This is a genomic window from Streptomyces sp. NBC_01669 (assembly GCF_026339735.1).
GTDB lineage: Bacteria > Actinomycetota > Actinomycetes > Streptomycetales > Streptomycetaceae > Streptomyces > Streptomyces yanii.
Genome location: NZ_JAPEQG010000001.1, coordinates 6,852,369 through 6,877,581 on the forward strand (window position 1 = coordinate 6,852,369; position 25,213 = coordinate 6,877,581).

A 25,213-nucleotide genomic window follows, 5' to 3' on the forward strand; every position below is an offset into this window, starting at 1 on the left:
CGATGACCACGGGGGAAAGGGCGGTGCGGCTCCGGCCGCCGAACAACACGCTGGACCCGAGGGCCGTCAGCTGGTGGCGGACCCAGTGGCTGCTGCTGACCGCGGCGCCGGTGGCCGTCCTGGCCGTGCTGGGCGCGCTCATCGCGCCCGCCCGGTTCTGGCTGCTGCTGCCCGCCGTGGTCCTCGCGGTCCTCGGTGCGGCCTGCGCCGTCCTCTTCCCCCGCTGGTGGTACCGCACCCACCGCTGGGAGGTCACCGGCGAGGCGGTGTACATCAGGACCGGCGTGATCCGGCAGGAGTGGCGGATCGCGCCGATGTCCCGGATCCAGACCGTCGACACCGTGCGCGGCCCGCTGGAGCAGCTCTACAGGCTGGCCTCGGTCACCGTGACCACCGCCTCCTCCAAGGGGGCCCTGAAGATCGAGGGCCTCGACCACGAGCTCGCCGCCGAACTGGCCGAGCGGCTGACCCGGATCACCCAGGACACGCCCGGGGACGCCACATGAGTGAGGTCGCGGACGGCACGGGCAGCGAGCGGCTCGCCCCACCGGCCGGCACATCGGACCGGGACCGTACGGATCCCGGGGCGGCCGCCGGAGCCGGCTGGCGGCAGCTCGACCGGCGTACGGTCCTCGTCACCGCACTCGTCTCGACCGGCGTGGCGGCCGGCGCCGCGGTGCCCACCACGCTCGGCCTGGCCGGACGGCTCGGCCTCGCGGCCGCCGTCGCCTGGGTGCTGACCGGCGCGCTCGCAATGATCGGCTGCGGTGCGGGCGGCGACTACATACGCTGGCGGCGCACCCGCTATCGCATCGGCGCCGAGCGCATCGAGCTCCACACCGGGCTGCTGCTGGTCAAGAAGCGCTCACTGGCCCGCGAACGCATCCGCAGCGTCGACCTCACCGCCCACCCCCTGCTGCGGATCCTCGGCCTCGTCACCGTCCGGATCGGTACCGGTGAGCACACCGGCAACGAGGCCACCCTGGAGCTCGACCCGGTCCGCAGGAGCGAGGGCGAACGGCTCCGCCACGAGCTGCTGACCCGCGCGGCCACCGGTGTGCCCGGCACCCACCGCGAGGGCGAGCTCGCCGCACTCGACCCGCGCTGGATCCGCTACGCACCGGTCTCGTTCGTCACCCCCGCCCTCGGCGGTGCGGCGGTCGGGGCGGTGCTGCAGGTCAGCGACTGGTTCGGGGAACAGGGCCAGGTGCTCCACTGGATCGGCGACCGCTTCCGGGACACCTCGCTGCTCATGATGGCCGTGATCCTCGCCGTCACCGCGACGGTCGCCGGGGTGTTCGGCGCGCTCGGCCTCTGGGTCGAGATGTGGTGGAGCTACCGCCTTGAGCGAGAACCTGGCGGCACCCTGCGGATCCGGCGCGGACTCCTCACCTCCCGGTCCGTCACCATCGAGGAGCGCCGACTGCGCGGCGTCGACGTCGTCGAACCGCTCGGTATCCGGCTGTTCGGCGCCGCCCGGGTGGACGCGATCACCACCGGCCTCGCCAAGGACGACGAGGAGCAGCACGGCGACCACAACACCCTGCTGCCCGCCGCGCCCCGCAGCGTCGCAGACGCCGTGGCCGCCGACGCGCTGCGCGAGACCACGGCCCCGACCGGTGCCCCGCTGATCCCGCACCCCCTCGCGGCCCGTGGCAGACGGCTGCGCCGGGCGGTCCTGGCCGTCCTGGCACCCGTGCTGATCCTTGGTGTCCTGGGCGTGCTGCTGACGCCCGTCCTGCTGTGGGTTGCCCTGGGCTGCGCCGTGGTGGGGCTGCCGGTCGGCGTGTTCCTGGCCCGTGATGCGTACCGCGGCCTGGGACACGCCCTCAGCGGTGACTATCTGGTGACCCGCTCCGGCACCGTACGGCGGTCCACCGCCGCACTGGAGCGGGCCGGAGTGATCGGCTGGACGGTCAGGCAGTCGTACTTCCAGCGGCGGGCGGGGCTGCTGAGCGTGACCGCCACGACGGCGGCCGGAGCGGGCGCCTACACGGTGCACGACGCCGGTACGAGCGAGGGCCTCGGCTTCGCCTCCGAGGCCGTCCCCGGCCTGCTGGAGCCCTTCCTGGAGCGCACGCCGCCGCACGCCTGACCCCGCTCCGGTGTCAGGCGGATCGGACGTCCTCCGCCTGCGGACCCTTCGGGCCGTTGACGACTGGGACTCGACGCGCTCGCCCTCGGCGACGGTCCGGCCGTCCCGGGTGCCGCGCCCTCGCCGTAGCGTGTGACGCCGCCCTGAGCCGGGTTTGTCTCCGGGTGGGATCGAGTGCGCCGATGCGGCACCGCAGACGGCCAGTGGCACGGCCCCGGCTCGGCGGATCGCTCCCACGGGCGCCGGACAGCAGACAGGCCCGGTCCGCTCCTGGGAGCGAACCGGGCCTGTTGTCAGCCGCGCTGACGACCACTCAGGGAGAGGCCGGCGGATACAGCGCGCGCGGCAGCTGCGAGGCCGCCGCCGAGTCCAGCAGCCACAGCGTGCGGCTGCGTCCGTACGCGCCCGCCGCCGGGGCCTGGATCTCCCCGGCGCCCGACAGTGCGATGGCGGCGGCCTCCGCCTTGTCCTCGCCCGCCGCGAGCAGCCACACCTCGCGCGCGGCCCGGATCGCGGGCAGCGTCAGCGAGATGCGGGTGGGCGGCGGCTTGGGAGCGCCGTGCACACCGACGACGGTGCGTTCGGTCTCCCGTACCGCGGGCAGCTCCGGGAAGAGCGACGCGACATGCGTGTCCGGGCCCACGCCCAGCATCAGCACATCGAACGTCGGGACCGGGCCGTGGTCCTCCGGACGGGAGGCGGTGGCCAGTTCGGCGGCGTACGTGGCGGCGGCGGCGTCGGCGTCGTTGCCGCAGGGACCGTCCGAAGCGGGCATCGCATGGACCCGGGACGGGTCGAGCGGCACCGAGTCCAGCAGGGCCTCACGGGCCTGCGTGACATTGCGCTCCGGATCGCCGTCCGGCAGGAACCGCTCGTCGCCCCACCACAGGTCTAGCCGCGACCAGTCGATCGCGTCCCGGGCGGGCGCGGCGGCGAGCGCGGCCAGCAGGCCGTTGCCGTTGCGCCCACCGGTGAGGACCACCGAGGCGTAGCCGCGCGCGGCCTGGGCGTCCACGATCTTCGTGATCAGCCGGGCCGCGGCGGCCTGCGCCATCAGCTCCTTGTCGTGATGCACGACAAGTTGAGGGGCACTCACTTCGCTGCCGCCCTCTTCGCCGCGGTCTTCTTCGCCGCGGTCGGGGTGGTGGCGGGCTCGGACGCCTTCGCCGCGGAGGGCTCGGGCCCCGCCGCGTCGGCCAGATTCTCCACACCGAACTTCACCGTGGCCTCGTAGGTGTTGTCCGGGTCCAGACGGCGCAGCTCCTCGGCGAGCAGCTCGGCGGTCTCCCGCCGCTTGAGCGCCACCGCACGGTTCGGCTGTCCCTCCATGGAGAGCGTGGCCAGCGAACCGTCCGGGCGGTCCAGGACGATGGTGCCGCCCTTGGTCTCCATCCGTACGGCCGTCAGGCCGGGACCGGCGGACAGCGTGCGCCGCACCGGTACCTTGAGCCGGTCCGCGAGCCACATGGCGAGCAGTTCGCAACTGGGGTTCTCCGACTCGCCCTCGACCGTCGCCGACAGCACCTCGACGGGCTTCTGGTCGAGCGCGGCCGCCAGCATCGAACGCCACGGGGTGATGCGGGTCCAGGACAGATCCGTGTCGCCCGGGGTGTACGACTGGGCGCGCGCCGCGAGTTCGGCGCTCGGCGCCTCCGCCGAGTAGGCGTCCGTGATCCGGCGCTGGGCGAGCGCGCCCAGCGGGTCCTTCGCCGGGTCGGACGGTGCGTCCTCGGGCCACCACAGCACGACCGGGGCGTCCGGCAGCAGCAGCGGCAGGACCACCGACTGGGCGTGGTTGGCCAGTTCACCGTGGAGGCGCAGGACGATGGTCTCGCCGGAGCCCGAGTCGGAACCGACCCGTACCTCGGCGTCGAGCCGCGCGTCGCGCCGGCTGCGCGGCGAGCGGCTGACCCGCTTGATCACCGCGATGATCCGCGAGGGGTGCTCGCGGGAGGAGTCGCTCGCCGCCTTGAGGGCGTCGTACGCGTTCTCCTCGTCGGTGACGATGACCAGGGTCAGCACCATGCCGATGGCCGGCGTGCCGACGGCACGCCGAGCCGACACCAGCGCCTGGTTGATCTTGCTGGAGGTGGTTTCCGTGAGATCGATCTTCATGGCCGACGCCAGCTCCGTCCGTCTCGTGCGAGCATCTCGTCCGCCTCTGCCGGACCCCAGGTGCCCGCCGGGTACTGCGCGGGCTTGCCGTGCTTGTCCCAGTACTGCTCGATCGGGTCGAGGATGTTCCAGGAGAGCTCGACCTCCTGGTGGCGGGGGAAGAGGTTGGCGTCGCCCAGCAGCACATCGAGGATGAGCCGCTCGTACGCCTCCGGGCTGGACTCGGTGAAGGACTCGCCGTAGGCGAAGTCCATCGTGACGTCCCGCACCTCCATGGAGGTGCCGGGCACCTTGGAGCCGAACCGCACGGTCACACCCTCGTCCGGCTGGACCCGGATGACCAGCGCGTTGCCGCCCAGCTCCTCCGTGGCCCCCGACTCGAACGGCAGGTACGGGGCGCGCTTGAAGACGACCGCGATCTCCGTGACCCGGCGGCCGAGCCGCTTGCCGGTACGGAGGTAGAACGGCACGCCCGCCCAGCGGCGGTTGTTGATCGTCAGCTTGATCGCGGCAAAGGTGTCGGTCTTCGACTTGGGGTCGATGCCGTCCTCCTCCAGATAGCCGAGGACCTCTTCGCCGCCCTGCCAGGCGTGCGCGTACTGGCCGCGCACGGTGTGCTTGCCCAGGTCGTCCGGCAGTTCGACCGCCGTGAGCACCTTGAGCTTCTCGGCGACCAGCGCCTTCGGGTGGAAGGAGCCGGGCTCCTCCATCGCGGTCAGCGCCAGCAGCTGCAGCAGGTGGTTCTGGATGACGTCACGGGCGGCGCCGATGCCGTCGTAGTAGCCGGCCCGGCCGCCGATGCCGATGTCCTCGGCCATCGTGATCTGGACGTGGTCGACGTAGCTCCGGTTCCAGATCGGCTCGAACATCGTGTTGGCGAACCGCAGCGCCAGGATGTTCTGGACCGTCTCCTTGCCCAGGTAGTGGTCGATCCGGAAGACCTCGTTGGGCGGGAACACGTCGTGCACGAGCTGGTTGAGCTCCTGCGCACTGGTGAGGTCGTGACCGAACGGCTTCTCGATGACGGCGCGCCGCCAGGACCCCTCCGTCTGCTCGGCCAGCCCGTGCTTCTTCAGCTGCTGGACGACCTTCGGGAAGAACTTCGGCGGCACGGACAGGTAGAAGGCGAAGTTGCCTCCCGTGCCCTGTTCCTTGTCGAGCTCCTGGATGGTGGCCTTCAGGGTTTCGAAGGCCTCGTCGTCGTCGAAGTTGCCCTGGACGAAGCGCATCCCCTGGATGAGCTGCTGCCAGACCTCCTCGCGGAACGGCGTGCGGGCGTGCTGCTTGACGGCGTCGTGGACCTCTTGGGTGAAGTCCTCGTCCTGCCACTCGCGGCGCGCGAAGCCGATGAGCGAGAAGCCCGGTGGCAGCAGGCCGCGGTTGGCCAGGTCATAGACAGCGGGCATCAGCTTTTTACGGGACAAATCGCCCGTGACGCCAAAGATGACCAGGCCCGACGGCCCCGCGATACGCGGGAGCCGGCGGTCCTGGGCGTCACGGAGCGGGTTGGCTCCGGGAACACCAGACAAAGTGGTCAGCCCTCCGAAGGGGCGAGGCGCTTGAGTTCCGCCTCGGTGGAGTTGAGCAGATCGATCCAGGACGCCTCGAACTTCTCGACGCCCTCGTCCTCGAGGAGCTGCACGACGTCGTCGTAGGAGATCCCGAGCTTCGCGACGGCGTCGAGCTCGGCCTTCGCCTGCTCGTAGGTGCCGGCGACGGTGTTGCCGGTGACCTGCCCGTGGTCGGCCGTGGCCTCCAGGGTTGCCTCGGGCATGGTGTTCACCGTGCCGGGGGCGACCAGGTCGACGACGTACAGCGTGTCCTTGTACGCGGGGTCCTTGACACCGGTGGAGGCCCACAGCGGACGCTGCTTGTTGGCCTGCGCCTTGTCCAGAGCCGCCCAGCGGTCGGAGGAGAAGACCTCCTCGTACGCCTGGTACGCCAGCCGGGCGTTGGCGAGCGCCGCCTTGCCCTTCAGCGCCTTGGCCTCGTCGGTGCCGATCGCGTCGAGGCGCTTGTCGATCTCGGAGTCCACACGGGACACGAAGAACGAAGCCACCGAGTGGATCCTGGAGAGGTCCAGGCCCGCGGCCTGTGCCTTCTCCAGGCCCGCCAGGTAGGCGTCCATGACCTCGCGGTAGCGCTCCAGCGAGAAGATCAGGGTGACATTGACACTGATGCCCTTGCCGATGACCTCGGTGATCGCCGGCAGACCGGCCTTCGTCGCCGGGATCTTGATGAGCGTGTTCGGCCGGTCGACCAGCCAGGCCAGCTGCTTGGCCTCGGCGATCGTGGCGTGGGTGTGGTGAGCCAGACGCGGGTCGACCTCGATGGAGACCCGGCCGTCCTGGCCGCCCGTGGCGTCGAAGACCGGGCGCAGGATGTCGGCGGCGTCGCGGACGTCCGCCGTCGTGATCATGCGGATGGCCTCGTCGACCGTGACCTTGCGGGTCGCCAGGTCGGTGAGCTGCTGCTCGTAGCCGTCTCCGTGCGAGATCGCCTTCTGGAAGATGGACGGGTTGGTGGTGACGCCCACGACGTGCTGCTGGTCGATCAGCTCGGCGAGGTTGCCGGAGGTGATCCGCTTGCGCGACAGGTCATCGAGCCAGATCGCCACGCCCTCGTCGGAAAGGCGCTTGAGTGCGTCTGTCATGAGAATTACATCTCCTACTAGTCGTATAACGGCGTCAGCGCGCGGCGGCCGCGAGAGATTCCCGCGCTGCGGCGGCAACGTGCTCACCGGTGAAACCGAACTCGCGGAAGAGGACCTTGGCGTCGGCCGAGGCACCGAAGTGCTCCAGCGAGACGATCCGGCCGGCGTCTCCGACGTACCGGTGCCAGGTCAGGCCGATGCCCGCTTCGACGGCGACACGGGCCTTCACGGACGGCGGCAGAACACTGTCCTTGTACGCCTGGTCCTGCTCCTCGAACCACTCGACCGACGGCATCGAGACCACCCGGGTCGGGATGCCGGCCGCCTGCAGCTCCTCGCGCGCCTCGACGGCGAGGTGGACCTCGGAGCCCGTGCCGATCAGGAGGACCTGCGGCTCTGTGTTCTGCCCTTCGGCCCCTTCGGCCTCGAACAGCACGTACCCGCCCTTGGCCGCATCCTCGTTCGCCTCGTACGTCGGCACGCCCTGACGGGTCAGCGCCAGGCCGTGCGGGGCGCCCTTGCCGAACACCTTCGTGTAGCGGCGCAGGATCTCGCGCCAGGCGATGGAGGTCTCGTTGGCGTCGGCCGGGCGGACGATGTTCAGGCCCGGGATGGCGCGCAGCGAGGCCAGGTGCTCCACCGGCTGGTGGGTCGGGCCGTCCTCGCCGAGACCGATCGAGTCGTGCGTCCACACGTACGTCACCGGCAGGTGCATCAGCGCGGACAGTCGCACGGCGTTGCGCATGTAGTCGGAGAACACCAGGAAGGTGCCACCGTAGATGCGGGTGTTGCCGTGCAGTGCGATGCCGTTCATGGCCGCGGCCATGGCGTGCTCGCGGATACCGAAGTGGATCGTGCGGCCGTACGGGTCCGCGCCCGGCAACGGGTTGCCCGCCGGGAGGAACGACGACGTCTTGTCGATCGTCGTGTTGTTCGAGCCCGCGAGGTCGGCGGATCCGCCCCACAGCTCGGGGATGATCTCGCCGAGGGCCTGGAGCACCTTGCCGGAGGCGGCGCGGGTGGCGACGCCCTTGCCCGGCTCGAAGACCGGAAGGCTGTCCTCCCAGCCCTCGGGCAGCTCGCCCGCGGAGATCCGGTCGAACTCGGCGGCGCGCTCAGGGTTGGCGGTGCGCCACGCGGCGAACGTCTTCTCCCACTCGCCCTTGGCCTCGCGGCCGCGGTCCAGCGCCTCACGGGTGTGCGCGATGACCTCGTCGGAGACCTCGAAGGTCTTCTCCGGGTCGAAGCCCAGGACCTTCTTGGTCGCCGCGACCTCGTCCTCGCCGAGCGCCGAGCCGTGCGAGGCCTCGGTGTTCTGGGCGTGCGGGGCCGGCCAGGCGATGATCGAGCGGGCCGCGATGAACGACGGGCGCTCGGTCTCGGCCTTGGCCGCCTGCAGCGCCTTGTAGAGACCCGCGGGGTCCAGGTCGCCGTTCGGCAGCTGCTCGACGCGCTGGACGTGCCAGCCGTACGCCTCGTACCGCTTCAGGGTGTCCTCGGAGACCGCGGTCTCCGTGTCGCCCTCGATGGAGATGTGGTTGTCGTCCCACAGCAGGACCAGGTTGCCGAGCTTCTGGTGCCCGGCCAGCGAGGAGGCCTCCGCGGAGATGCCCTCCTGGAGGCAGCCGTCACCGGCGATGACCCAGACCATGTGGTCGAACGGGGAGGTGCCGGGGGCCGCCTCCGGGTCGAACAGGCCGCGCTCGTAGCGGGCGGCCATGGCCATGCCCACGGCATTGGCGACACCCTGGCCCAGCGGGCCCGTCGTCGTCTCGACACCGGTGGTGTGGCCGTACTCCGGGTGACCGGGGGTCTTCGAGCCCCAGGTGCGGAACGCCTTGAGGTCATCGAGCTCCAGGCCGTACCCGGCCAGGTAGAGCTGGATGTAGAGGGTCAGGCTCGTGTGACCCGCCGAGAGCACGAACCGGTCGCGACCGGTCCAGTCCGCGTCGGCGGGGTCGTGCCGCATCACCTTCTGGAAGAGCGTGTACGCGGCGGGAGCGAGGCTCATCGCCGTACCCGGGTGGCCGTTTCCGACCTTCTGTACGGCGTCAGCGGCAAGGACGCGGACAGTGTCCACGGCCCGCTGGTCCAATTCGGTCCACTGGAGGTCTGTGGTGGTCGGCTTGGTGCTCACCCTGAGTCAGGGCTCCTCTCCACTGTTGTAAACCGGTGACTGGTGACCGCACCGGGCATCGTCGAGCCTACCCCTGACGCAACACGCATTTTCCGGCTGCTTTCCAGGGTGCAGGCGACCCGCGGAGTTCGCCTCCCGTATGAGCGCAACGGCTCACTTCTGCGCTACTCCGATGAGCGCCACTCCTTACTTATGCGCTCATCGGACACGGCGCTTCGGCGCGACTCCAACACGACCCCACCCCCGCGAAGAACGGCCTGTCCCCAACGTCTACAGTGGTCTGGTTCGCGCAAGTCTTTACTGGGCCTTCATGCCCGGAGCTTGCTGGGATTTCTCTGTCAGGGGTGTGCGTGACGGCCGTCGAGTCCCGACCCGCAGGGGTCGCCTTGACTCCGAGCCCAGGGGGCCATCGCCCATTCGGGGCCCGTATCAAGGCATTCGTGGCACTGACCAAGCCGCGGATCATCGAGCTGTTGCTGATCACCACTGTTCCGGTGATGTTCCTGGCCGCTCAGGGTGTGCCCGACCTGTGGCTCGTACTCGCTACCACCATCGGCGGATATCTCTCCGCGGGTGGTGCCAATGCGCTCAACATGTACATCGACCGCGACATCGACGCGTTGATGGACCGTACGTCGCAGCGTCCGCTGGTCACCGGCATGGTGAGCCCCCGAGAGTGCCTGGCCTTCGGTATCGCCCTCGCGGTGATCTCGACGGTCTGGTTCGGGCTGCTGGTCAACTGGCTGTCGGCGGCGCTGTCGCTGGGCGCGCTGTCCTTCTACGTCGTCGTCTACACGATGCTGCTGAAGCGGCGCACCTCGCAGAACATCGTCTGGGGCGGCATCGCGGGCTGCATGCCGGTCCTCATCGGCTGGTCCGCCGTGACCAACTCGATGTCCTGGGCCGCGGTCATCCTCTTCGCCGTCATCTTCTTCTGGACGCCGCCGCACTACTGGCCGCTGTCGATGAAGGTCAAGGACGACTACGCCCGTGTCGGCGTACCGATGCTCCCGGTCATCGCGTCCAATCGCGTGGTGGCCCGCCAGATCGTCATCTACAGCTGGGTGATGGTGGCGGTGTCGCTGCTGCTGACCCCGCTCGGCTACACCGGCTGGTTCTACACGGCCGTGGCGCTGCTGACCGGCGGGTTCTGGCTCTGGGAGGCGCACGGCCTGCAGAACCGGGCGAAGGCCGGGGTGTCCGGCGCCAAGCTCAAGGAAATGCGACTGTTCCACTGGTCGATCACCTATGTGTCGCTGCTGTTCGTCGCCGTCGCGGTCGACCCGTTCCTGCGCTGACACCGTTTCGCTCCTGCCGACGGGCGGGGTACGTGGCCCATGCCACGTGCCCCGCCCGTCGCCAGTTGATCTACCCATCGGTAGCATCCGTTGCATGGCAGACATGGCAGAGACCCAGCAGGTTGACGACAGCAAGCAGGCCGCCCGCGCGGAGCGCAGGGCAGCCAGGCTCGCCAAGCAGATCGGTGCCTTCGCCAAGGCGCACGGCGGCGCCGAGGGGCAGCTCGCCTACATCGGGCAGATGGGCACCCGCATCGTGCTGGTCGGCGAGGACGGCGGCTGGGGCGACCTGGTCGCACCCTCGTACGCGGTCGCCGAGAGTGCCACCGCGAAGGCCGGGATCACGATGCACGAGTCCTTCGACGGAGAGTTCGCCGCCAAGGTCCGCACCGGCCCGTACGAGTGGACGCGGATGGCCGGGATCCAGGTCGGCGGCCCCTCCAACAAGGGCTGAGAGCCTGTCGGGACGTCTCCGGGCGCATCCCGCCGGGCAGGAGCAACACCTGACACCGGGGTCACCCGTTAGGACGGGTACACACACGTCGTCGCAGGGAGCTCCGGATGACCGACATACTGCCCGTGGCGGATCTGGTCGACCAACACTGCCACGGGGTGCTCCGCACCGAACTGGGCCTCGGCACCTTCGAGGCCCGGCTGGCCACGGCAGCGGGGACGCCCACGCCCGGCACCAGCTTCTTCGACACCCAGACCGGCTTCGCCGTACGCCGCTGGTGCCCTCCGCTGCTGGGTCTCGAACCCCACTGCCCACCGGCCCGCTATCTGGCCCGCCGCCGGGAACTGGGCGTCGCGGAGACCGGCCGACGGCTGCTCCGTGCCACCGGCGTCTCCACCTATCTCGTCGACACCGGGCTTCCGGGCGACCTCACCGGCCCGGCAGAGATCGCTGCCGCGGCCGGGGCCGACGCGGGCGAGATCGTGCGGCTGGAGCCCCTGGCCGAGCAGGTCGCCGACACCTCGGGCACCGTCGAGAGCTTCCTCGCCGGCCTCGCAGCGGCCGTGCACACCGCGGCAGCCTCCGCCGTCGCCTTCACCTCCGCTGCGGCCGTACGCCATGGCCTGGAAGCCGATCCGGGACCGCCGGGGCCGGGCGAGGTGCGCGGCGCGGCCGGACGGTGGCTGGCGGGGCGGGAGGCGGAACGCCGGGCGGCGCGGACCGGTGCCGGCGGCCCGGGTACGCCGTGCGCGACCCCCGACGACCCGGTGCTGCTGCGGCATCTGCTGTGGACCGCGATCGCCTGCGGGCGGCCGCTGCAGCTGCAGCTGCGCTCCACCGACCCCCGGCGGACGGCGGGATTCGCCGCCGCGACGGCCGGGCTCGGCAGCGATCTCGTACTGCTGCACAGCTATCCGCACCACCGGCACGCCGCCCAGCTGGCGAGCATCCATCCGCATGTGTACGCCGACGCGGGCGCCGCCCTGACCCGTACGGGAGCACGCGCCGCGGCCGTCCTCGCGGAGGTCCTGGAGCTTGCCCCGTTCGGCAAACTGCTGTTCTCCAGCGGCGCTCAGGGACTGCCGGAACTGCATGTGGTGGGCGCGCGGCAGTTCCGTGAGGCGCTGGGCAGGGTGCTGGGCGGCTGGGTGGCGGACGGTGCGTGGTCGCGCACCGACGCCACGCGGGTGGCCGCGATGATCGCGTCCGGCAACGCGCGCCGGGTGTACGGGCTGGACCGGCGGCCCGCGTAGCAGGGCTCAGAGGTCACCCGACAGGCTCTCAGCCGGCGGCTGCGGGCTCCGGCGTCTGGGCGGCGGGGGCGGGCACCGGGGCGGTCGCCCCCGGGCGCTCGCGCAGCGAGAGCATCACCCGCACGACGGCGATCCACACCAGGCACGAACCGAGCATGTGCAGCCCGACCAGGATCTCCGGGGTGTCGGTGAAGTACTGCACGTACCCGATCACGCCCTGCGACATCAGTACCAGGAAGAGATCACGGGTGCGGTGCATCGGACCGACCGGCGCGTCGACGGCCTTCAGTACGAACCAGAGCGCGACCGTCAGTGCCACCACGACCCAGGCCAGGTCGGCGTGGAGCTGCGCGATCATCTTCCAGTCGAGCGGGATGCGGTGGACGTCGCTGGAGTCGCCCGCATGCCGTCCGGCACCCGTCACGACCGTGCCGACGGCGATCAGCAGACCGGCCGCGACCGTCAGCAGCCAGGTCAGCTGCGAGACCGCCTTGCCGACCAGCGGACGCGGCTCGGCGTCGCCCTCCCGAACCCGCTGCCAGGTCACGACGGCGACCGTGAGCAGCGCGGTGGAGAGCAGGAAGTGCGCCGCGACGGTGTACGGGTTGAGGCCGACCAGCACGACGATGCCGCCGAGCACGGCGTTGCCCATGACCACCCAGAACTGCGCCCAGCCGAGCCGGGTGACGCTGCGCCGCCACGGTTTCGCCGAGCGGGCGGCGATGATCGCCCAGCCGACCGCCGCGCACAGCACGTAGGTGAGCATCCGGTTGCCGAACTCGATGGCGCCGTGGAAGCCCATCGCACTCGTCGCCGTCAGGGACTCGTCGGTGCACTTGGGCCAGGTGGGGCAGCCGAGACCGGAGCCGGTCAGCCGCACCGCACCGCCGGTGACCACGATGACGACGGCCATCACGACGGCCGACATCGCCGCGCGGCGGACCGTCCGGGGGGACGGGGTCCAGCGTTCAGCGATGAAGAGGAGCGGGTTCCGCGCGGCTTGAGCGACTTCGGCTCGGGTCAGCTTGGGCACGCGCACCATCGTAAGCGGCGGCTTGTGCAAGCTTTCACGAGGGGGACGAGTTACCTCGAAACGTCATGCCGCACGTCGTCGCCGCCGGTCATTCCCAGCGGAAGAACTTTGCCGCCGCACTCAGCCCGAGCACCGCCCAGACCGCGAGGATGCCGAGATCGCCCCACGGCATCGAGGCGCCGTGCTGGAGCACGTCCCGCAGCCCGTCGGACAGGGCCGCGATCGGCAGCAGCCCCAGCACGGACTGCGCCGCGTCCGGGAACTTGTCCAGCGGCACGATGACCCCGCCGCCGACCAGCAGCAGCAGAAAGACCAGGTTGGCGGCGGCGAGCGTCGCCTCCGCCTTCAGCGTGCCGGACATCAGCAGGCCGAGCCCGGAGAACGCGGCGGTGCCGAGCACGAGCAGCAGCAGGACGGCGAGCGGGTTGCCGTGCGGCGACCAGCCCAGCGCGAACGCGATCACCGTCAGCAGCACGACCTGCAGCACCTCGGTGACCAGTACCGCGAGGGTCTTCGCGGTCATCAGCCCCCAGCGGGGCAGCGGTGAGGCACCGAGGCGCTTGAGCACGCCGTACCGCCGCTCGAAGCCCGTTGCAATGGCCTGGCCGGTGAAGGCGGTGGACATCACGGCGAGCGCGAGAATGCCCGGCGCCAGGAAGTCGACGGATCTGCCCGCGCCGGTGTCCACGATGTCGACGGCGCTGAACAGCACGAGCAGCAGCGTCGGAATGATCACCGTCAGGAGCAGCTGCTCGCCGTTGCGCAGCAGCATCCTTGTCTCCAGCGCGGTCTGCGCACCGATCATGCGGGGCAGCGGGGCGGCACCGGGCCGCGGGGCGTACGTACCGGCGCTCATGCGCGCAGCTCCTTGCCGGTCAGTTCCAGGAAGACGTCCTCCAGGGTGTGACGCTCGACGGAGATGCCGTCGGGCATCACGCCGTGCTGCGCGCACCAGGAGGTGACGGTGGCCAGCAGCTGTGGGTCGACCTGGCCGGTGATGCGGTACGTGCCGGTGGTGGGCTCGGCCGCCTGCGTGCCGTCGGGCAGCGCCTTCAGCAGCGAGCCGAGGTCGAGACCGGGGCGGCCGGTGAAGCGCAGGGTGTTCTCCGCGCCGTCGCGGCACAGCAGTTCCGGGCTGCCCTGAGCGATGACCCGGCCCGCGTCGATGATGGCGACATCGTCGGCGAGCGCCTCGGCCTCGTCCATGAAGTGGGTGGTGAGGACGACCGACACGCCGTCGGCGCGCAGCTCCCGTACGAGATCCCAGGTGGAGCGGCGGGCCTGCGGGTCGAGGCCCGCGGTCGGCTCGTCCAGGAACACCAGCTCGGGGCGGCCGACGACGGCCATCGCCAGGGAGAGGCGCTGCTGCTGGCCGCCGGAGAGCCGGCGGTACGTCGTCCGGCCGCAGCTGCCGAGGCCGAGACGCTCGATCAGCGCGTCGACGTCGAGCGGGTGGGCGTGCAGTTTCGCCATGTGGCGGAGCATCTCGTCGGCGCGCGCTCCGGAGTAGACGCCACCCGACTGCAGCATCACACCGATCCGGGGGCGGAGCTCCGCGGCGTCGGCGACCGGGTCGAGGCCGAGGACGCGTACGGTCCCGGCGTCGGGGCGGCGGTAGCCCTCGCAGGTCTCGACGGTGGTGGTCTTGCCGGCGCCGTTGGGACCGAGGACGGCGGTGACCGCACCGGTGCGTACGCCCAGGTCGAGGCCGTTCACCGCGGTCTTGGCGCCGTACCGCTTCACCAGGCCACGGATCTGCACGACCGGCTCGTTCTTCATGGCCGGTAAGTCTAGGCAGCGGCCGGGCGGGCGAGTCCCCGGGGGCCGGATTAGGTAACCCTTAGTGACTAACTCCACCGTTGATCGTTTCGGACCGTGGTTGTCAGGGCCGGAGGAATTACGCAACAATGGCGTTGTGAAATACCAGGGCGAGGCTCCGCAGGAGGAACTCGCGACCGGCGAGCGCTCGACGCGCAACCGGGTCGCGCGCTCCATCCTGGACCACGGCCCGTCCACCGTCGCCGACCTGGCGAAGCGCCTCGGGTTGACCCAGGCCGCCGTCCGCCGCCATCTCGACGCCCTCGTCTCCGACGGTGTCGTCGAGGCCCGCGAACAGCGGGTGTACGGGGCGCGGACCCGCGGCCGTCCGGCCAAGGTGTTCGCCCTGACCGACTGTGGCCGGGACGCCTTCGACCAGTCCTACGACAAGCTTGCCGCCGACGCTCTTCGCTGGATCGCCGAAACCGCGGGCGACGAAGCGGTCGTCGCCTTCGTCCGCGCCAGGGCCGCCGCGCAGTCGGTGGCCTACCGCGAGGCGATCGACGCGGCGGAGCCCGCGCAGCGCGCAGAGGCGCTGGCCAAGGCCTTGTCCGCCGACGGGTACGCTGCTACGGCGCGAAGCGCGCCCGGCCCTCAGCAGGGCGAGCAGCTGTGCCAGCACCACTGCCCGGTCGCCCATGTCGCCGAGCAGTTCCCGCAGCTGTGCGAGGCGGAGACGGAGATCTTCTCCAGCCTGCTCGGGACCCATGTGCAGCGTCTGGCCACCATCGCCCATGGCGACGGGGTGTGCACGACGTTCGTACCGCGCGGCGGACCCCCAACCGCACAGACCACCACATCAGCATCTGCAAGCACGGCCGGGAGGAACCCCGCATGACGCTCCCCACGGAGACTGCCCACCCTGAGCTCGAGGGTCTGGGTACGTACGAATTCGGCTGGGCCGACTCCGACGCGGCAGGCGCGGCGGCCAAGCGCGGCCTCTCCGAGGCTGTCGTACGTGACATCTCGGCGAAGAAGAACGAGCCCGAGTGGATGCTGAAGCTCCGCCTCAAGGGCCTGCGGCTGTTCGACAAGAAGCCCATGCCGAACTGGGGCTCGGACCTGTCGGGCATCGACTTCGACAACATCAAGTACTTCGTGCGGTCCACCGAGAAGCAGGCGGAGTCCTGGGAGGACCTGCCCGAGGACATCAAGAACACGTACGACAAGCTCGGTATCCCGGAGGCGGAGAAGCAGCGCCTGGTCGCCGGTGTCGCCGCGCAGTACGAGTCCGAGGTCGTCTACCACCAGATCCGTGAGGACCTGGAGGAGCAGGGCGTCATCTTCCTCGACACGGACACCGCGCTGAAGGAGCACCCGGAGCTCTTCAAGGAGTACTTCGGCACCGTCATCCCGGTCGGCGACAACAAGTTCGCCTCGCTGAACTCGGCCGTGTGGTCCGGTGGCTCGTTCATCTACGTGCCGAAGGGTGTCCACGTCGACATCCCCCTGCAGGCCTACTTCCGTATCAACACGGAGAACATGGGCCAGTTCGAGCGGACGCTGATCATCGTCGACGAGGACGCCTACGTCCACTACGTCGAGGGCTGCACCGCGCCGATCTACTCCTCGGACTCGCTGCACTCCGCCGTCGTCGAGATCATCGTGAAGAAGGGCGGCCGCTGCCGCTACACGACGATCCAGAACTGGTCGAACAACGTCTACAACCTGGTCACCAAGCGGGCTGTGGCGTACGAGGGCGCGACCATGGAGTGGGTCGACGGCAACATCGGCTCCAAGGTCACCATGAAGTACCCGGCCGTCTACCTGATGGGCGAGCACGCCAAGGGCGAGACGCTCTCCATCGCCTTCGCGGGCGAGGGCCAGCACCAGGACGCCGGATCCAAGATGGTCCACATGGCGCCGAACACCTCCTCCAACATCGTCTCCAAGTCGGTGGCGCGAGGCGGCGGCCGTACCTCGTACCGCGGTCTGGTCGAGATCGGCGAAGGCGCCGCGGGCTCCAAGTCCAACGTGCTGTGCGACGCGCTCCTGGTCGACACGATCTCCCGCTCCGACACGTACCCGTACGTGGACGTCCGTGAGGACGACGTGTCCATGGGTCACGAGGCCACTGTCTCCAAGGTCTCCGAGGACCAGCTCTTCTACCTGATGAGCCGCGGTCTGACCGAGTTCGAGGCCATGGCCATGATCGTGCGCGGCTTCGTCGAGCCGATCGCACGCGAGCTGCCCATGGAGTACGCGCTTGAGCTCAACCGGCTGATCGAGCTGCAGATGGAGGGTTCGGTCGGCTAGCACAGCCTGATGACCGAATCCCCGACTTTTGACAGAGAAAGCGAGCACTACGACAGCCATGGCTGAGGCTCAGAACATTCCGGCGGGGTCCACCACCACCGGGTCCATCGCGGTGGCCGCCGAGTCGACCGTCGCCACGCGCATGAGCGCGCCCCCGTCCTTCGACGTCGCGGACTTCCCGGTCCCGCACGGCCGCGAGGAGGAGTGGCGGTTCACGCCGCTGGAGCGGCTGCGCGGGCTGCACGACGGCACCGCCGTCGCGACCGGTGGCGCCGTCAAGGTCGTGGTGGAGGCCCCCGAGGGCGTCACCATCGAGACCGTCGGCCGTGACGACGCCCGGCTCGGCCGGGCCGGCACCCCGGTGGACCGCGTCGCCGCCCAGGCGTACTCGTCCTTCGAGCAGGCCTCGGTCATCACGGTCGCCAAGGAGGCCGTGCTCGCCGAGCCGATCAGGATCGCCGTGCACGGTGAGGGCGGTGTGGCCTACGCCCACCAGGTCATCGAGCTGGGAGCCTTCGCCGAGGCCGTGGTCGTCATCGACCACACCGGTGACGCGGTCGTCGCGGGCAACGTCGACTACGTCCTCGGTGACGGTGCGAAGCTGACCGTCGTCTCCGTCCAGGACTGGGACGACACCGCGGTCCACGCCGCTCAGCACAACGCGCTGATCGGCCGGGACGCGACCTTCAAGTCGATCGTCGTCACCTTCGGCGGCGACCTGGTCCGCCTCCACCCGCGGGTCTCCTACGCGGGCACCGGCGGCGAGGCGGAGCTCTTCGGTCTGTACTTCACCGACAAGGGCCAGCACCAGGAGCACCGCCTCTTCGTCGACCACAACACCCCGCACTGCAAGTCCAACGCCGTCTACAAGGGCGCGCTCCAGGGCGACGGCGCGCACGCGGTGTGGATCGGCGACGTGCTCATCCAGGCCAAGGCCGAGGGCACCGACACCTACGAGATGAACCGCAACCTCGTCCTCACGGACGGCGCGCGGGTCGACTCGGTGCCGAACCTGGAGATCGAGACCGGCGAGATCGTCGGCGCCGGTCACGCCTCCGCGACCGGCCGCTTCGACGACGAGCAGCTCTTTTACCTGATGTCCCGCGGCATCCCGGCCGAGGATGCCCGCCGGCTCGTCGTGCGCGGCTTCTTCGCCGAACTGGTCCAGCATATCGGTCTGCCGGATGTCGAGGCCCGTCTGCTCGACAAGATCGAGGCTGAGCTGAAGGCTTCCGTCTGATGGCCTTCGTCAAAGTCTGTGCGCTGAGCGAGCTGGAAGAGGACACCCCGAAGCGGGTGGAACTCGACGGAACGCCGGTCTCTCTCGTCCGTACCGAGGGCGAGGTGTTCGCGATCAACGACATCTGCTCGCACGCGAACGTCTCACTGTCCGAGGGAGAGGTCGAGGACTGCATGATCGAGTGTTGGCTGCACGGCTCCAGCTTCGACCTGCGTACCGGCAAGCCGTCGGGCCTTCCCGCGACGCGCCCCGTCCCCGTATACCCCGTCAAGATCGAAGGGGACGATGTGCTCGTCTCCGTCACCCAGGAGTCCTGAGTCACCCATGGCAACGCTTGAAATCCGCGACCTGCACGTCTCTGTCGAGGCCGACAACGCCACGAAGGAGATCCTCAAGGGCGTCGACCTGATCGTGAAGCAGGGCGAGACCCACGCCATCATGGGCCCCAACGGGTCCGGCAAGTCGACCCTTGCGTACTCCCTCGCAGGTCACCCCAAGTACACGATCACCAGCGGCACGGTGACCCTGGACGGCGAGGACGTCCTGGCGATGACCGTCGACGAGCGCGCCCGCGCCGGTCTCTTCCTGGCCATGCAGTACCCGGTCGAGGTCCCCGGTGTCTCGGTCTCCAACTTCCTGCGCACGTCCGCCACCGCCGTCCGCGGCGAGGCGCCCAAGCTGCGTACGTGGGTGAAGGAGGTCAAGGAGACGATGGCCGACCTCCAGATGGACCCCGCGTTCGCCGAGCGCAACGTCAACGAGGGCTTCTCCGGCGGTGAGAAGAAGCGCCACGAGATCCTTCAGCTGGAGCTCCTCAAGCCGAAGGTCGCGATCCTCGACGAGACCGACTCCGGCCTGGACGTCGACGCCCTGCGCGTCGTCTCCGAGGGCGTCAACCGGGTTCGCGAGACCGGCGAGGTCGGCACGCTGCTGATCACGCACTACACGCGGATCCTCCGTTACATCAAGCCCGACTTCGTGCACGTCTTCGCCAACGGCCGTATTGCCGAGTCCGGCGGCGCCGAGCTCGCCGACAAGCTGGAGAACGAGGGCTACGAGGCATATGTGAAGGGTGGCGCTTCCGCGTGACACAGCTGCCGGGCCTCCTCGACACCGAGGCGATCCGCAAGGACTTCCCCCTGCTGGATCGTACGGTCCACGACGGGAAGAAGATCGTCTACCTGGACAGTGCGGCGACTTCGCAGAAGCCGCGCCAGGTCCTCGACGCGCTCAGCGAGTACTACGAGCGGCACAACGCCAACGTCCACCGCGGCGTGTACACGGTCGCGGAGGAGGCCACGGCGCTGTACGAAGGCGCCCGTGACAAGGTCGCCGCCTTCATCAACGCGCCGAGCCGCAACGAGGTGATCTTCACCAAGAACGCCTCGGAGTCGCTCAACCTCGTGGCCAACATGCTCGGCTGGGCCGACGAGCCCTACCGGGTGGACCACGAGACCGAGATCGTCATCACGGAGATGGAGCACCACTCCAACATCGTGCCGTGGCAGCTGCTCGCGCAGCGCACCGGTGCGAAGCTGAAGTGGTTCGGCATCACCGACGACGGCCGCCTCGACCTGTCCGACATAGACGAGATCATCACGGAGAAGACGAAGATCGTCTCCTTCACGCTGGTCTCCAACATCATGGGCACGATCAACCCGGTCGAGAAGATCATCCGCCGCGCCCAGCAGGTCGGCGCGATGGTCTGCATCGACGCCTCGCAGGCCGCCCCGCACATGGTGCTCGACGTGCAGGCACTGCAGGCCGACTTCGTGGCCTTCACCGGCCACAAGATGGTCGGCCCGACCGGTATCGGCGTGCTCTGGGGGCGGCAGGAGCTCCTGGAGGACCTGCCGCCGTTCCTCGGTGGCGGCGAGATGATCGAGACCGTGTCGATGCACTCGTCGACATACGCCCCGGCGCCGCACAAGTTCGAGGCGGGTACGCCCCCGATCGCGCAGGCCGTCGGCCTCGGCGCGGCCGTGGACTACCTCTCGGCGATCGGCATGGACAAGATCTTCCAGCACGAGCACGCGATCACCGAGTACGCGGTGAAGCGCCTCCTGGAGGTCCCGGACCTGAGGATCATCGGCCCGTCCACCGCGGAGGACCGCGGCGCCACGATCTCCTTCACGCTCGGCGACATCCACCCGCACGACGTGGGCCAGGTCCTCGACGAGCAGGGCATCGCGGTCCGGGTCGGACACCACTGCGCACGGCCGGTCTGCCTGCGGTACGGAATTCCTGCGACGACGCGAGCGTCGTTCTATCTGTACTCCACGCCTGCCGAGGTCGACGCCCTGGTGGACGGTCTGGAGCACGTACGGAACTTCTTCGGCTGAGGGTTGACTGGTGAAGCTTGATTCGATGTACCAGGAAGTGATCCTGGACCACTACAAGCACCCCCACGGGCGCGGCCTGCGGGACGGCGACGCCGAGGTGCACCACGTCAACCCGACGTGCGGAGACGAGATCACGCTCCGGGTGAAGTACGACGGCGAGACCATCGCCGATGTGTCGTACGAGGGTCAGGGCTGTTCCATCAGTCAGGCCAGCGCCTCCGTGCTGAACGAGCTGCTGGTCGGCAAGGAGCTGGGCGAGGCTCAGAAGATCCAGGAGACCTTCCTGGAGCTGATGCAGTCGAAGGGTCAGCTCGAGCCGGACGACGCGATGGAGGAGGTGCTGGAGGACGCGGTCGCGTTCGCCGGTGTCTCGAAGTACCCGGCCCGGGTCAAGTGCGCGCTGCTGAGCTGGATGGCGTGGAAGGACGCGACGGCGAAGGCGCTGTCCGAAGGGAAGACGGCATGAGCGAGAACGAGACTCTTACCACCAAGCCGGCCTCCGAGGAGGAGGTCCGCGAGGCGCTGTACGACGTCGTCGACCCCGAGCTGGGCATCGACGTCGTCAACCTGGGCCTGATCTACGGCATCCACATCGACGACGCCAACATCGCCACCCTCGACATGACTCTGACGTCCGCGGCCTGCCCGCTGACCGATGTCATCGAGGACCAGGCGAAGTCCGCGACCGACGGCCTCGTCAACGAGCTGCGGATCAACTGGGTCTGGATGCCGCCGTGGGGCCCCGACAAGATCACGGACGACGGGCGCGAGCAGCTGCGCGCGCTCGGCTTCAACGTCTGATCCTCTGCGCTTCCGAACGGCCCCCGGCTCGAGCCGGGGGCCGTTCGGCGTTGTTGGTCCGCCGGCCGCATGATGTGGGTCCGCCGTTGCTCGAATACGCCCCGTACGAGGACGCTCATCCGCCTTGTGATGCACCGCATCTGACGCCGCGGCTGTTCCGCAAGGGACTACGGGACAGCCCTTGGGCGCGGTTCAGTGATTCTGTGTGGCGAACGGCCATGACCGCCGGGCAGACTGGCGGTCATGGCCGTTTCGTTCTACTCCGTCGTCGTCGACGCCCACGATCTGCCGTCGCAGGCCCGGTTCTGGTGCCGGGTGCTGGACTGGACGGTGCTTTTCGAGGCCGACGACGAAATCGTCATCGGTGCCGACAAGGACGCCGTGCCCGGCATCACCTTCGTCCCCGTACCCGAGGAGAAGGCGGTCAAGAACCGGCTGCACATCGATCTCGCCCCCGACGACCAGGCCGTGGAGGTCGCGCGGATCATCGGCCTCGGGGCCACCCGGCTGGACGTCGGCCAGCCCGCCGATGTGGGCTGGGTGGTGCCGGCGGACCCCGAGGGGAACGAATTCTGCGTGCTGAGCCCGAAGAACTCGCTCATCGACTGAGCGGCGCGACCCGCGCTCACGGACCGAACTGCGCGGGCGCGGCGGCCGCTTCGGCGAGGACCGGGCCCAGGTTCTCGTTGCGCATCCGCCGGTCCACGTACAGCAGCCCGGTCACCAGCTGCGGGAACGTCGCCGAGACGAGCTGGCCGATCAGCTGGCCCAGCAGCATGGCCACCATGTAGCCGCTCACGGCGACGATGACGGCCGCGACGCTCGGGTCGGAGTCCAGGTTCGCTGTGCTGACCATGCCCGGGAACAGGCCGAGGAACGAGAAGGGCATCTGGATGATGTAGCTACCCACCGCCGCCATGATCAGCGCCAGCAGCGAGATGCCGAAGATCCGCCACCAGTCGCCGCGTACCAGCTGCGAGGAGCGGCGCAGCGCCGAGATCGGGCTCTGTCCCTCGAAGACGACGGCGGAGGGGGCCAGGGAGAACTTGACCCAGAGCCAGGCCGCCAGCGGGAACGTCGCCAGGGCGCCGAGGAAGCCGAGCGAGATCAGCGCCGCGGCACCGGACCCGGCATCCAGGCCGACGGCCGCGACGATGGCGGACACCATGGCGACCATCATGAAGACGAATGGGATCAATGTGATCAGCCCGGTCAGGATCACCGTGCCGATGACCGCCGGTACGCGGGCCCAGGCCCGGCGCCAGATGATGCCGAACGTGGTCCGTCGCCCCAGGACAGCGTCCTGCAGGACCGCCGGTACGGTCGCGTACATCATGGCGGTGCCGATCATGAGCGACACCATTGCGACCAGCCAGACGGCGCCGAAGGCGATCACCAGCGGGGCGATGTCCTCCGTGGGCGCACTCTCCTCGGCGGAGAGCTCGACGACCCGGTGCAGATGGTCGCTGACCGCGGAGTACGCGATCGCGACCGCCGCGCCGACCACGACGACGGCCCCGCCGTACACCGCCGCACCGATGCCGAAGAGCTGCTTCCAGTAGCGGCCCATCGTGGAGAACGCGCCGCCGAGGATGTCCCCGAGGCTCAGCGGCGCGAGCGGTATCACCCCTGGCTTCGGCGGCGGCATCCACCCACCCCATCCCGGTGGTCCTCCGTACGGCGCTCCTCCGTACGGCGGGCCCCCGGGCCCGCCGCCCCACCCTGCGTCCTGCGCCACTGCCGCTCCGTTGTGTCGGGGTCCATGTGCTGGTCGGGACACGGTAGCGCTCCTGGTGGGGCAGCGGATCCCTTCTGCGCGCCCGGGTATGTGTACGGGCGTACGCAACGATACGTACACTCGTACACATGGGATATGGACTGCTGGCCGCGGCCATTGCGGCGGAGGTGGCCGGGACGACGGCCATGAAGTACAGCGAGGGCTTCACCCGGCTCTGGCCCTCGCTCATCACCGTCGTCGGCTATCTGCTCGCCTTCTCGCTGCTCGCGCAGACACTGAAGACGCTGTCCATGGGTACCGCCTATGCCATCTGGGCCGGGATCGGCACGGCGGCGGTCGCCGCCATAGGGGTCCTCTTCATGGGCGAGTCCGGAAACCTGGTCAAGGTGGCGGGCATCGCGCTGATCATTGCCGGTGTGGTCGTGCTCAACCTGGGCGGAGCGCACTGATGGTCCGCCGGTACGACCCCGAGCGGCGCGGCCGCATCATCGATGCGGCGATCCGGGTGGTCGGTACCAAGGGCATCGCGGGGCTCAGTCACCGTTCCGTCGCCGCCGAGGCGGACGTGCCGCTCGGCTCGACGACGTATCACTTCGCCTCGCTCGACGAGCTGCTGGTCGCCGCGCTGCGCCGCTCGAACGAGAATTTCTCCCGGGCCATGCGGGAGAGCGAGGCCCTCCTCGCCCCGGACGCGGATCTCGCCGAGGCGCTGGCCCGGCTGCTGGGGGAGTGGTTCTCCGGCGGGCGCGGGCGCCTGGAGCTGGAGTACGAGCTCTACCTGGCGGCGCTGCGCCGGCCCGTGCTGCAGCCGGTCGCCGCCGAGTGGACGGATGTCACCGCCGAGCTGCTGGCCGGACGCACCGACCCGGCCACCGCGCGGGCACTGATCGCGCTGATGGACGGGATCTGTCTGCAGGTGCTGCTGACGGGCGGGACCTACGACGCGGCGTACGCGCGGGAGATGCTGGCCCGGATCATCGGCTGACCGCGTCGGCCGCCCCGCCGCCGACGGGTTCGGCGGCGGGGCGGCCCCGGGCGCGCGTCGGGATGTCAGCGGCGGACCGCCGCCAAGGCCGCCTGCACGCTCGCCTCGATGTCCGCGATCGGATACAGCGCCTCGCGGACCGTCCGGTCCCGGTCCACCACCAGGGTCAGCCGCTTCAGCCGGGTGACTCCCGCCGCCCGGAACGTCGGCAGTCGCAGCGCCGCCGCCAGTTCCAGTTCCGCGTCGGACAGCAGCGGGAAGCGCAGCCGCTCCGCGTCCGCGAACGCCCGCTGCTCGTCGGGGCGTTGGGTGGACACCCCGTGCACCGTCGCCCCCGCCGCGGTGAACTCGGCCAACTGGTCGCGATACGTGCAGGATTCGAGGGTGCAGCCGCTCGCGCCCGGGATCTCGGCCCAGCTCGGCGGGTAGGCGTCCCGGCGGGCGTACGCGCTGGGGAAGCAGTACAGGACGGTGTACGGGGTGTCGGCGACCGGGTCGCGCAACGCGCCGTCGTAATCGAGGAGTTGCAGCTCCGGCAGGCGGGTGCCCACCAGAGCGTGCACCCGCGCCGCCTCCTTGGACGCCTCCGTGGCCGTCGCCATCGTCTCCCCGTCTCCCATCACCCAGGTGTCGCCCCAGTCCTGGAGCGCGATCAGTACCGGCAGCAGCGCGCGGCCGCGCGGGGTGAGCCGGTACTCGTACCGGACCGGGCGGTCCTGGTACGGATCCCGGGACAGCACGCCCGCGTCCACCAGCAGCCGCAGCCGCTCGGTGAGCACCTTGCGGGACATGCCCAGCTCGTGCTGGAGCGCGTCGAAGCGGTGCACCCCGCGCGCGGTGTCGCGCACGATCAGCAGGGTCCACCAGTCGCCGACGACATCGAGGGCCTGGGCGATCGCGCAGTCGGCGTCGGACAGGCTGGTGCGCTGCGGCATGACTTCGTCTTCTTCCGTTCTTGCTCGTGCCGAGGCCGCCCCTTACCGGATTGACCTGCG

At 69.8% G+C, this 25,213-nt stretch carries 26 protein-coding genes; 16 read left to right on the plus strand and 10 right to left on the minus strand.

Annotation, left to right across the window (positions count from 1 at the left end):
• Positions 1 to 2 precede the first annotated feature (2 nt).
• Both OG972_RS30660 and OG972_RS30665 read left to right on the plus strand, forming a co-directional pair.
• Positions 3 to 506, plus strand: a complete 504-nt coding sequence (locus OG972_RS30660; protein ID WP_266986932.1) for a PH domain-containing protein — start codon at positions 3 to 5, stop codon at positions 504 to 506.
• Positions 503 to 2,095 carry a PH domain-containing protein gene (locus OG972_RS30665; RefSeq protein ID WP_266986934.1) on the plus strand — a complete coding sequence of 531 codons (1,593 nt, stop codon included), beginning with the start codon at positions 503 to 505 and terminating at the stop codon, positions 2,093 to 2,095. The genes OG972_RS30660 and OG972_RS30665 overlap by 4 nt, the downstream gene beginning before the upstream one ends.
• Before the next feature lie 313 nt (positions 2,096 to 2,408).
• On the opposite strand, the gene pgl is transcribed toward OG972_RS30665, so the two are convergent.
• From pgl to tkt, 5 genes are read right to left on the minus strand one after another with little or no spacing between them, the layout of a single operon-like run.
• A complete protein-coding gene (pgl, locus tag OG972_RS30670; protein ID WP_266986935.1) occupies positions 2,409 to 3,191 on the minus strand; it encodes a 6-phosphogluconolactonase in 783 nt (260 codons plus the stop codon).
• Positions 3,188 to 4,210 carry a glucose-6-phosphate dehydrogenase assembly protein OpcA gene (gene opcA / locus OG972_RS30675; protein WP_266986936.1) on the minus strand — a complete coding sequence of 341 codons (1,023 nt, stop codon included), beginning with the start codon at positions 4,208 to 4,210 and terminating at the stop codon, positions 3,188 to 3,190. The genes pgl and opcA overlap by 4 nt, the downstream gene beginning before the upstream one ends.
• The gene (gene zwf, locus OG972_RS30680; protein WP_266986938.1) at positions 4,207 to 5,739 is read right to left on the minus strand and encodes a glucose-6-phosphate dehydrogenase; all 1,533 of its coding nucleotides are present in this window, start codon (positions 5,737 to 5,739) and stop codon (positions 4,207 to 4,209) included. Before zwf ends, opcA begins: the two co-directional genes overlap by 4 nt.
• 5 nt (positions 5,740 to 5,744) lie before the next feature.
• On the minus strand, positions 5,745 to 6,863 hold the full coding sequence (gene tal, locus OG972_RS30685) for a transaldolase (protein ID WP_266986940.1): 1,119 nt from the start codon (positions 6,861 to 6,863) through the stop codon (positions 5,745 to 5,747).
• Positions 6,864 to 6,897: 34 nt separating this feature from the next.
• Positions 6,898 to 9,000: a transketolase gene (gene tkt, locus OG972_RS30690; RefSeq protein WP_266986942.1), complete on the minus strand. Its 2,103-nt coding sequence runs from the start codon at positions 8,998 to 9,000 to the stop codon at positions 6,898 to 6,900.
• 344 nt (positions 9,001 to 9,344) lie between these two features.
• Between tkt and OG972_RS30695 the strand changes: the two genes are divergently transcribed.
• The 3 genes from OG972_RS30695 (at position 9,345) to OG972_RS30705 (ending at position 12,005) form a co-directional block, all read left to right on the plus strand.
• Positions 9,345 to 10,298, plus strand: a complete 954-nt coding sequence (locus OG972_RS30695; protein WP_266986944.1) for a heme o synthase — start codon at positions 9,345 to 9,347, stop codon at positions 10,296 to 10,298.
• A gap of 94 nt (positions 10,299 to 10,392) precedes the next feature.
• Positions 10,393 to 10,752 (plus strand): hypothetical protein, encoded by a 360-nt coding sequence (locus tag OG972_RS30700; protein WP_266986946.1) that lies wholly within the window; start codon positions 10,393 to 10,395, stop codon positions 10,750 to 10,752.
• 107 nt (positions 10,753 to 10,859) lie between these two features.
• Complete coding sequence (locus OG972_RS30705) at positions 10,860 to 12,005, plus strand: amidohydrolase (RefSeq protein ID WP_266986948.1); 1,146 nt, start codon at positions 10,860 to 10,862, stop codon at positions 12,003 to 12,005.
• A 28-nt stretch (positions 12,006 to 12,033) separates the two neighbouring features.
• Here the strand turns inward: OG972_RS30705 and OG972_RS30710 are convergent, their stop codons facing one another.
• The 3 genes from OG972_RS30710 to OG972_RS30720 all read right to left on the minus strand — a co-directional run bounded on the left by OG972_RS30710 (position 12,034) and on the right by OG972_RS30720 (position 14,817).
• On the minus strand, positions 12,034 to 13,047 hold the full coding sequence (locus tag OG972_RS30710) for a heme A synthase (RefSeq protein ID WP_266986950.1): 1,014 nt from the start codon (positions 13,045 to 13,047) through the stop codon (positions 12,034 to 12,036).
• A 79-nt stretch (positions 13,048 to 13,126) separates the two neighbouring features.
• Positions 13,127 to 13,894 carry an ABC transporter permease gene (locus OG972_RS30715; RefSeq protein WP_266986952.1) on the minus strand — a complete coding sequence of 256 codons (768 nt, stop codon included), beginning with the start codon at positions 13,892 to 13,894 and terminating at the stop codon, positions 13,127 to 13,129.
• Complete coding sequence (locus tag OG972_RS30720; protein WP_266986954.1) at positions 13,891 to 14,817, minus strand: ABC transporter ATP-binding protein; 927 nt, start codon at positions 14,815 to 14,817, stop codon at positions 13,891 to 13,893. Before OG972_RS30720 ends, OG972_RS30715 begins: the two co-directional genes overlap by 4 nt.
• A 136-nt stretch (positions 14,818 to 14,953) precedes the next feature.
• Here OG972_RS30720 and OG972_RS30725 point away from each other — a divergent pair, with 136 nt between their 5' ends.
• The 9 genes from OG972_RS30725 (at position 14,954) to OG972_RS30765 (ending at position 22,104) form a co-directional block, all read left to right on the plus strand.
• Entirely contained in the window at positions 14,954 to 15,694 is a 741-nt protein-coding gene (locus tag OG972_RS30725) for a metalloregulator ArsR/SmtB family transcription factor (protein ID WP_266986956.1), read from the plus strand.
• Complete coding sequence (gene sufB / locus OG972_RS30730; RefSeq protein WP_266986958.1) at positions 15,691 to 17,112, plus strand: Fe-S cluster assembly protein SufB; 1,422 nt, start codon at positions 15,691 to 15,693, stop codon at positions 17,110 to 17,112. The genes OG972_RS30725 and sufB overlap by 4 nt, the downstream gene beginning before the upstream one ends.
• 58 nt (positions 17,113 to 17,170) lie before the next feature.
• On the plus strand, positions 17,171 to 18,352 hold the full coding sequence (sufD, locus tag OG972_RS30735) for a Fe-S cluster assembly protein SufD (protein WP_266986959.1): 1,182 nt from the start codon (positions 17,171 to 17,173) through the stop codon (positions 18,350 to 18,352).
• Entirely contained in the window at positions 18,352 to 18,669 is a 318-nt protein-coding gene (locus OG972_RS30740; protein ID WP_030919832.1) for a bifunctional 3-phenylpropionate/cinnamic acid dioxygenase ferredoxin subunit, read from the plus strand. The genes sufD and OG972_RS30740 overlap by 1 nt, the downstream gene beginning before the upstream one ends.
• Before the next feature lie 7 nt (positions 18,670 to 18,676).
• Positions 18,677 to 19,441 (plus strand): Fe-S cluster assembly ATPase SufC, encoded by a 765-nt coding sequence (gene sufC, locus OG972_RS30745; RefSeq protein ID WP_037691717.1) that lies wholly within the window; start codon positions 18,677 to 18,679, stop codon positions 19,439 to 19,441.
• Positions 19,438 to 20,694 carry a cysteine desulfurase gene (locus OG972_RS30750; protein ID WP_266986965.1) on the plus strand — a complete coding sequence of 419 codons (1,257 nt, stop codon included), beginning with the start codon at positions 19,438 to 19,440 and terminating at the stop codon, positions 20,692 to 20,694. Before sufC ends, OG972_RS30750 begins: the two co-directional genes overlap by 4 nt.
• A 10-nt stretch (positions 20,695 to 20,704) precedes the next feature.
• Positions 20,705 to 21,160: a Fe-S cluster assembly sulfur transfer protein SufU gene (sufU, locus tag OG972_RS30755; RefSeq protein ID WP_323135909.1), complete on the plus strand. Its 456-nt coding sequence runs from the start codon at positions 20,705 to 20,707 to the stop codon at positions 21,158 to 21,160.
• On the plus strand, positions 21,157 to 21,495 hold the full coding sequence (locus tag OG972_RS30760; protein ID WP_266986967.1) for a metal-sulfur cluster assembly factor: 339 nt from the start codon (positions 21,157 to 21,159) through the stop codon (positions 21,493 to 21,495). Before sufU ends, OG972_RS30760 begins: the two co-directional genes overlap by 4 nt.
• Positions 21,496 to 21,738: 243 nt before the next feature.
• Positions 21,739 to 22,104 carry a VOC family protein gene (locus tag OG972_RS30765; RefSeq protein ID WP_266986969.1) on the plus strand — a complete coding sequence of 122 codons (366 nt, stop codon included), beginning with the start codon at positions 21,739 to 21,741 and terminating at the stop codon, positions 22,102 to 22,104.
• A 16-nt stretch (positions 22,105 to 22,120) separates the two neighbouring features.
• On the opposite strand, the gene OG972_RS30770 is transcribed toward OG972_RS30765, so the two are convergent.
• Positions 22,121 to 23,143, minus strand: coding sequence for a hypothetical protein (locus OG972_RS30770; RefSeq protein ID WP_266986971.1), 1,023 nt, complete (start codon positions 23,141 to 23,143; stop codon positions 22,121 to 22,123).
• Positions 23,144 to 23,361: 218 nt separating this feature from the next.
• Here OG972_RS30770 and OG972_RS30775 point away from each other — a divergent pair, with 218 nt between their 5' ends.
• The gene (locus OG972_RS30775) at positions 23,362 to 23,682 is read left to right on the plus strand and encodes a multidrug efflux SMR transporter (protein ID WP_266986973.1); all 321 of its coding nucleotides are present in this window, start codon (positions 23,362 to 23,364) and stop codon (positions 23,680 to 23,682) included.
• Positions 23,682 to 24,218: a TetR/AcrR family transcriptional regulator gene (locus tag OG972_RS30780; RefSeq protein ID WP_266986975.1), complete on the plus strand. Its 537-nt coding sequence runs from the start codon at positions 23,682 to 23,684 to the stop codon at positions 24,216 to 24,218. Before OG972_RS30775 ends, OG972_RS30780 begins: the two co-directional genes overlap by 1 nt.
• A gap of 65 nt (positions 24,219 to 24,283) precedes the next feature.
• Here the strand turns inward: OG972_RS30780 and OG972_RS30785 are convergent, their stop codons facing one another.
• Positions 24,284 to 25,153, minus strand: a complete 870-nt coding sequence (locus OG972_RS30785; RefSeq protein WP_266986977.1) for a winged helix-turn-helix transcriptional regulator — start codon at positions 25,151 to 25,153, stop codon at positions 24,284 to 24,286.
• Between the last annotated feature and the right edge of the window lie 60 nt (positions 25,154 to 25,213).

Bases quoted from the DNA above. Each gene is read 5' to 3' on its own strand.
- OG972_RS30660 (WP_266986932.1), top strand. From the start codon at position 3: ATGACCACGGGGGAAAGGGCGGTGCGGCTCCGGCCGCCGAACAACACG.
- OG972_RS30665 (WP_266986934.1), top strand. From the start codon at position 503: ATGAGTGAGGTCGCGGACGGCACGGGCAGCGAGCGGCTCGCCCCACCG.
- opcA (WP_266986936.1), bottom strand. From the start codon at position 4,210: ATGAAGATCGATCTCACGGAAACCACCTCCAGCAAGATCAACCAGGCG.
- tal (WP_266986940.1), bottom strand. From the start codon at position 6,863: ATGACAGACGCACTCAAGCGCCTTTCCGACGAGGGCGTGGCGATCTGG.
- OG972_RS30700 (WP_266986946.1), top strand. From the start codon at position 10,393: ATGGCAGACATGGCAGAGACCCAGCAGGTTGACGACAGCAAGCAGGCC.
- OG972_RS30705 (WP_266986948.1), top strand. From the start codon at position 10,860: ATGACCGACATACTGCCCGTGGCGGATCTGGTCGACCAACACTGCCAC.
- OG972_RS30710 (WP_266986950.1), bottom strand. From the start codon at position 13,047: ATGGTGCGCGTGCCCAAGCTGACCCGAGCCGAAGTCGCTCAAGCCGCG.
- OG972_RS30715 (WP_266986952.1), bottom strand. From the start codon at position 13,894: ATGAGCGCCGGTACGTACGCCCCGCGGCCCGGTGCCGCCCCGCTGCCC.
- OG972_RS30720 (WP_266986954.1), bottom strand. From the start codon at position 14,817: ATGAAGAACGAGCCGGTCGTGCAGATCCGTGGCCTGGTGAAGCGGTAC.
- sufB (WP_266986958.1), top strand. From the start codon at position 15,691: ATGACGCTCCCCACGGAGACTGCCCACCCTGAGCTCGAGGGTCTGGGT.
- sufD (WP_266986959.1), top strand. From the start codon at position 17,171: ATGGCTGAGGCTCAGAACATTCCGGCGGGGTCCACCACCACCGGGTCC.
- OG972_RS30740 (WP_030919832.1), top strand. From the start codon at position 18,352: ATGGCCTTCGTCAAAGTCTGTGCGCTGAGCGAGCTGGAAGAGGACACC.
- sufC (WP_037691717.1), top strand. From the start codon at position 18,677: ATGGCAACGCTTGAAATCCGCGACCTGCACGTCTCTGTCGAGGCCGAC.
- OG972_RS30760 (WP_266986967.1), top strand. From the start codon at position 21,157: ATGAGCGAGAACGAGACTCTTACCACCAAGCCGGCCTCCGAGGAGGAG.
- OG972_RS30765 (WP_266986969.1), top strand. From the start codon at position 21,739: ATGGCCGTTTCGTTCTACTCCGTCGTCGTCGACGCCCACGATCTGCCG.
- OG972_RS30770 (WP_266986971.1), bottom strand. From the start codon at position 23,143: ATGCCGCCGCCGAAGCCAGGGGTGATACCGCTCGCGCCGCTGAGCCTC.
- OG972_RS30775 (WP_266986973.1), top strand. From the start codon at position 23,362: ATGGGATATGGACTGCTGGCCGCGGCCATTGCGGCGGAGGTGGCCGGG.
- OG972_RS30780 (WP_266986975.1), top strand. From the start codon at position 23,682: ATGGTCCGCCGGTACGACCCCGAGCGGCGCGGCCGCATCATCGATGCG.
- OG972_RS30785 (WP_266986977.1), bottom strand. From the start codon at position 25,153: ATGCCGCAGCGCACCAGCCTGTCCGACGCCGACTGCGCGATCGCCCAG.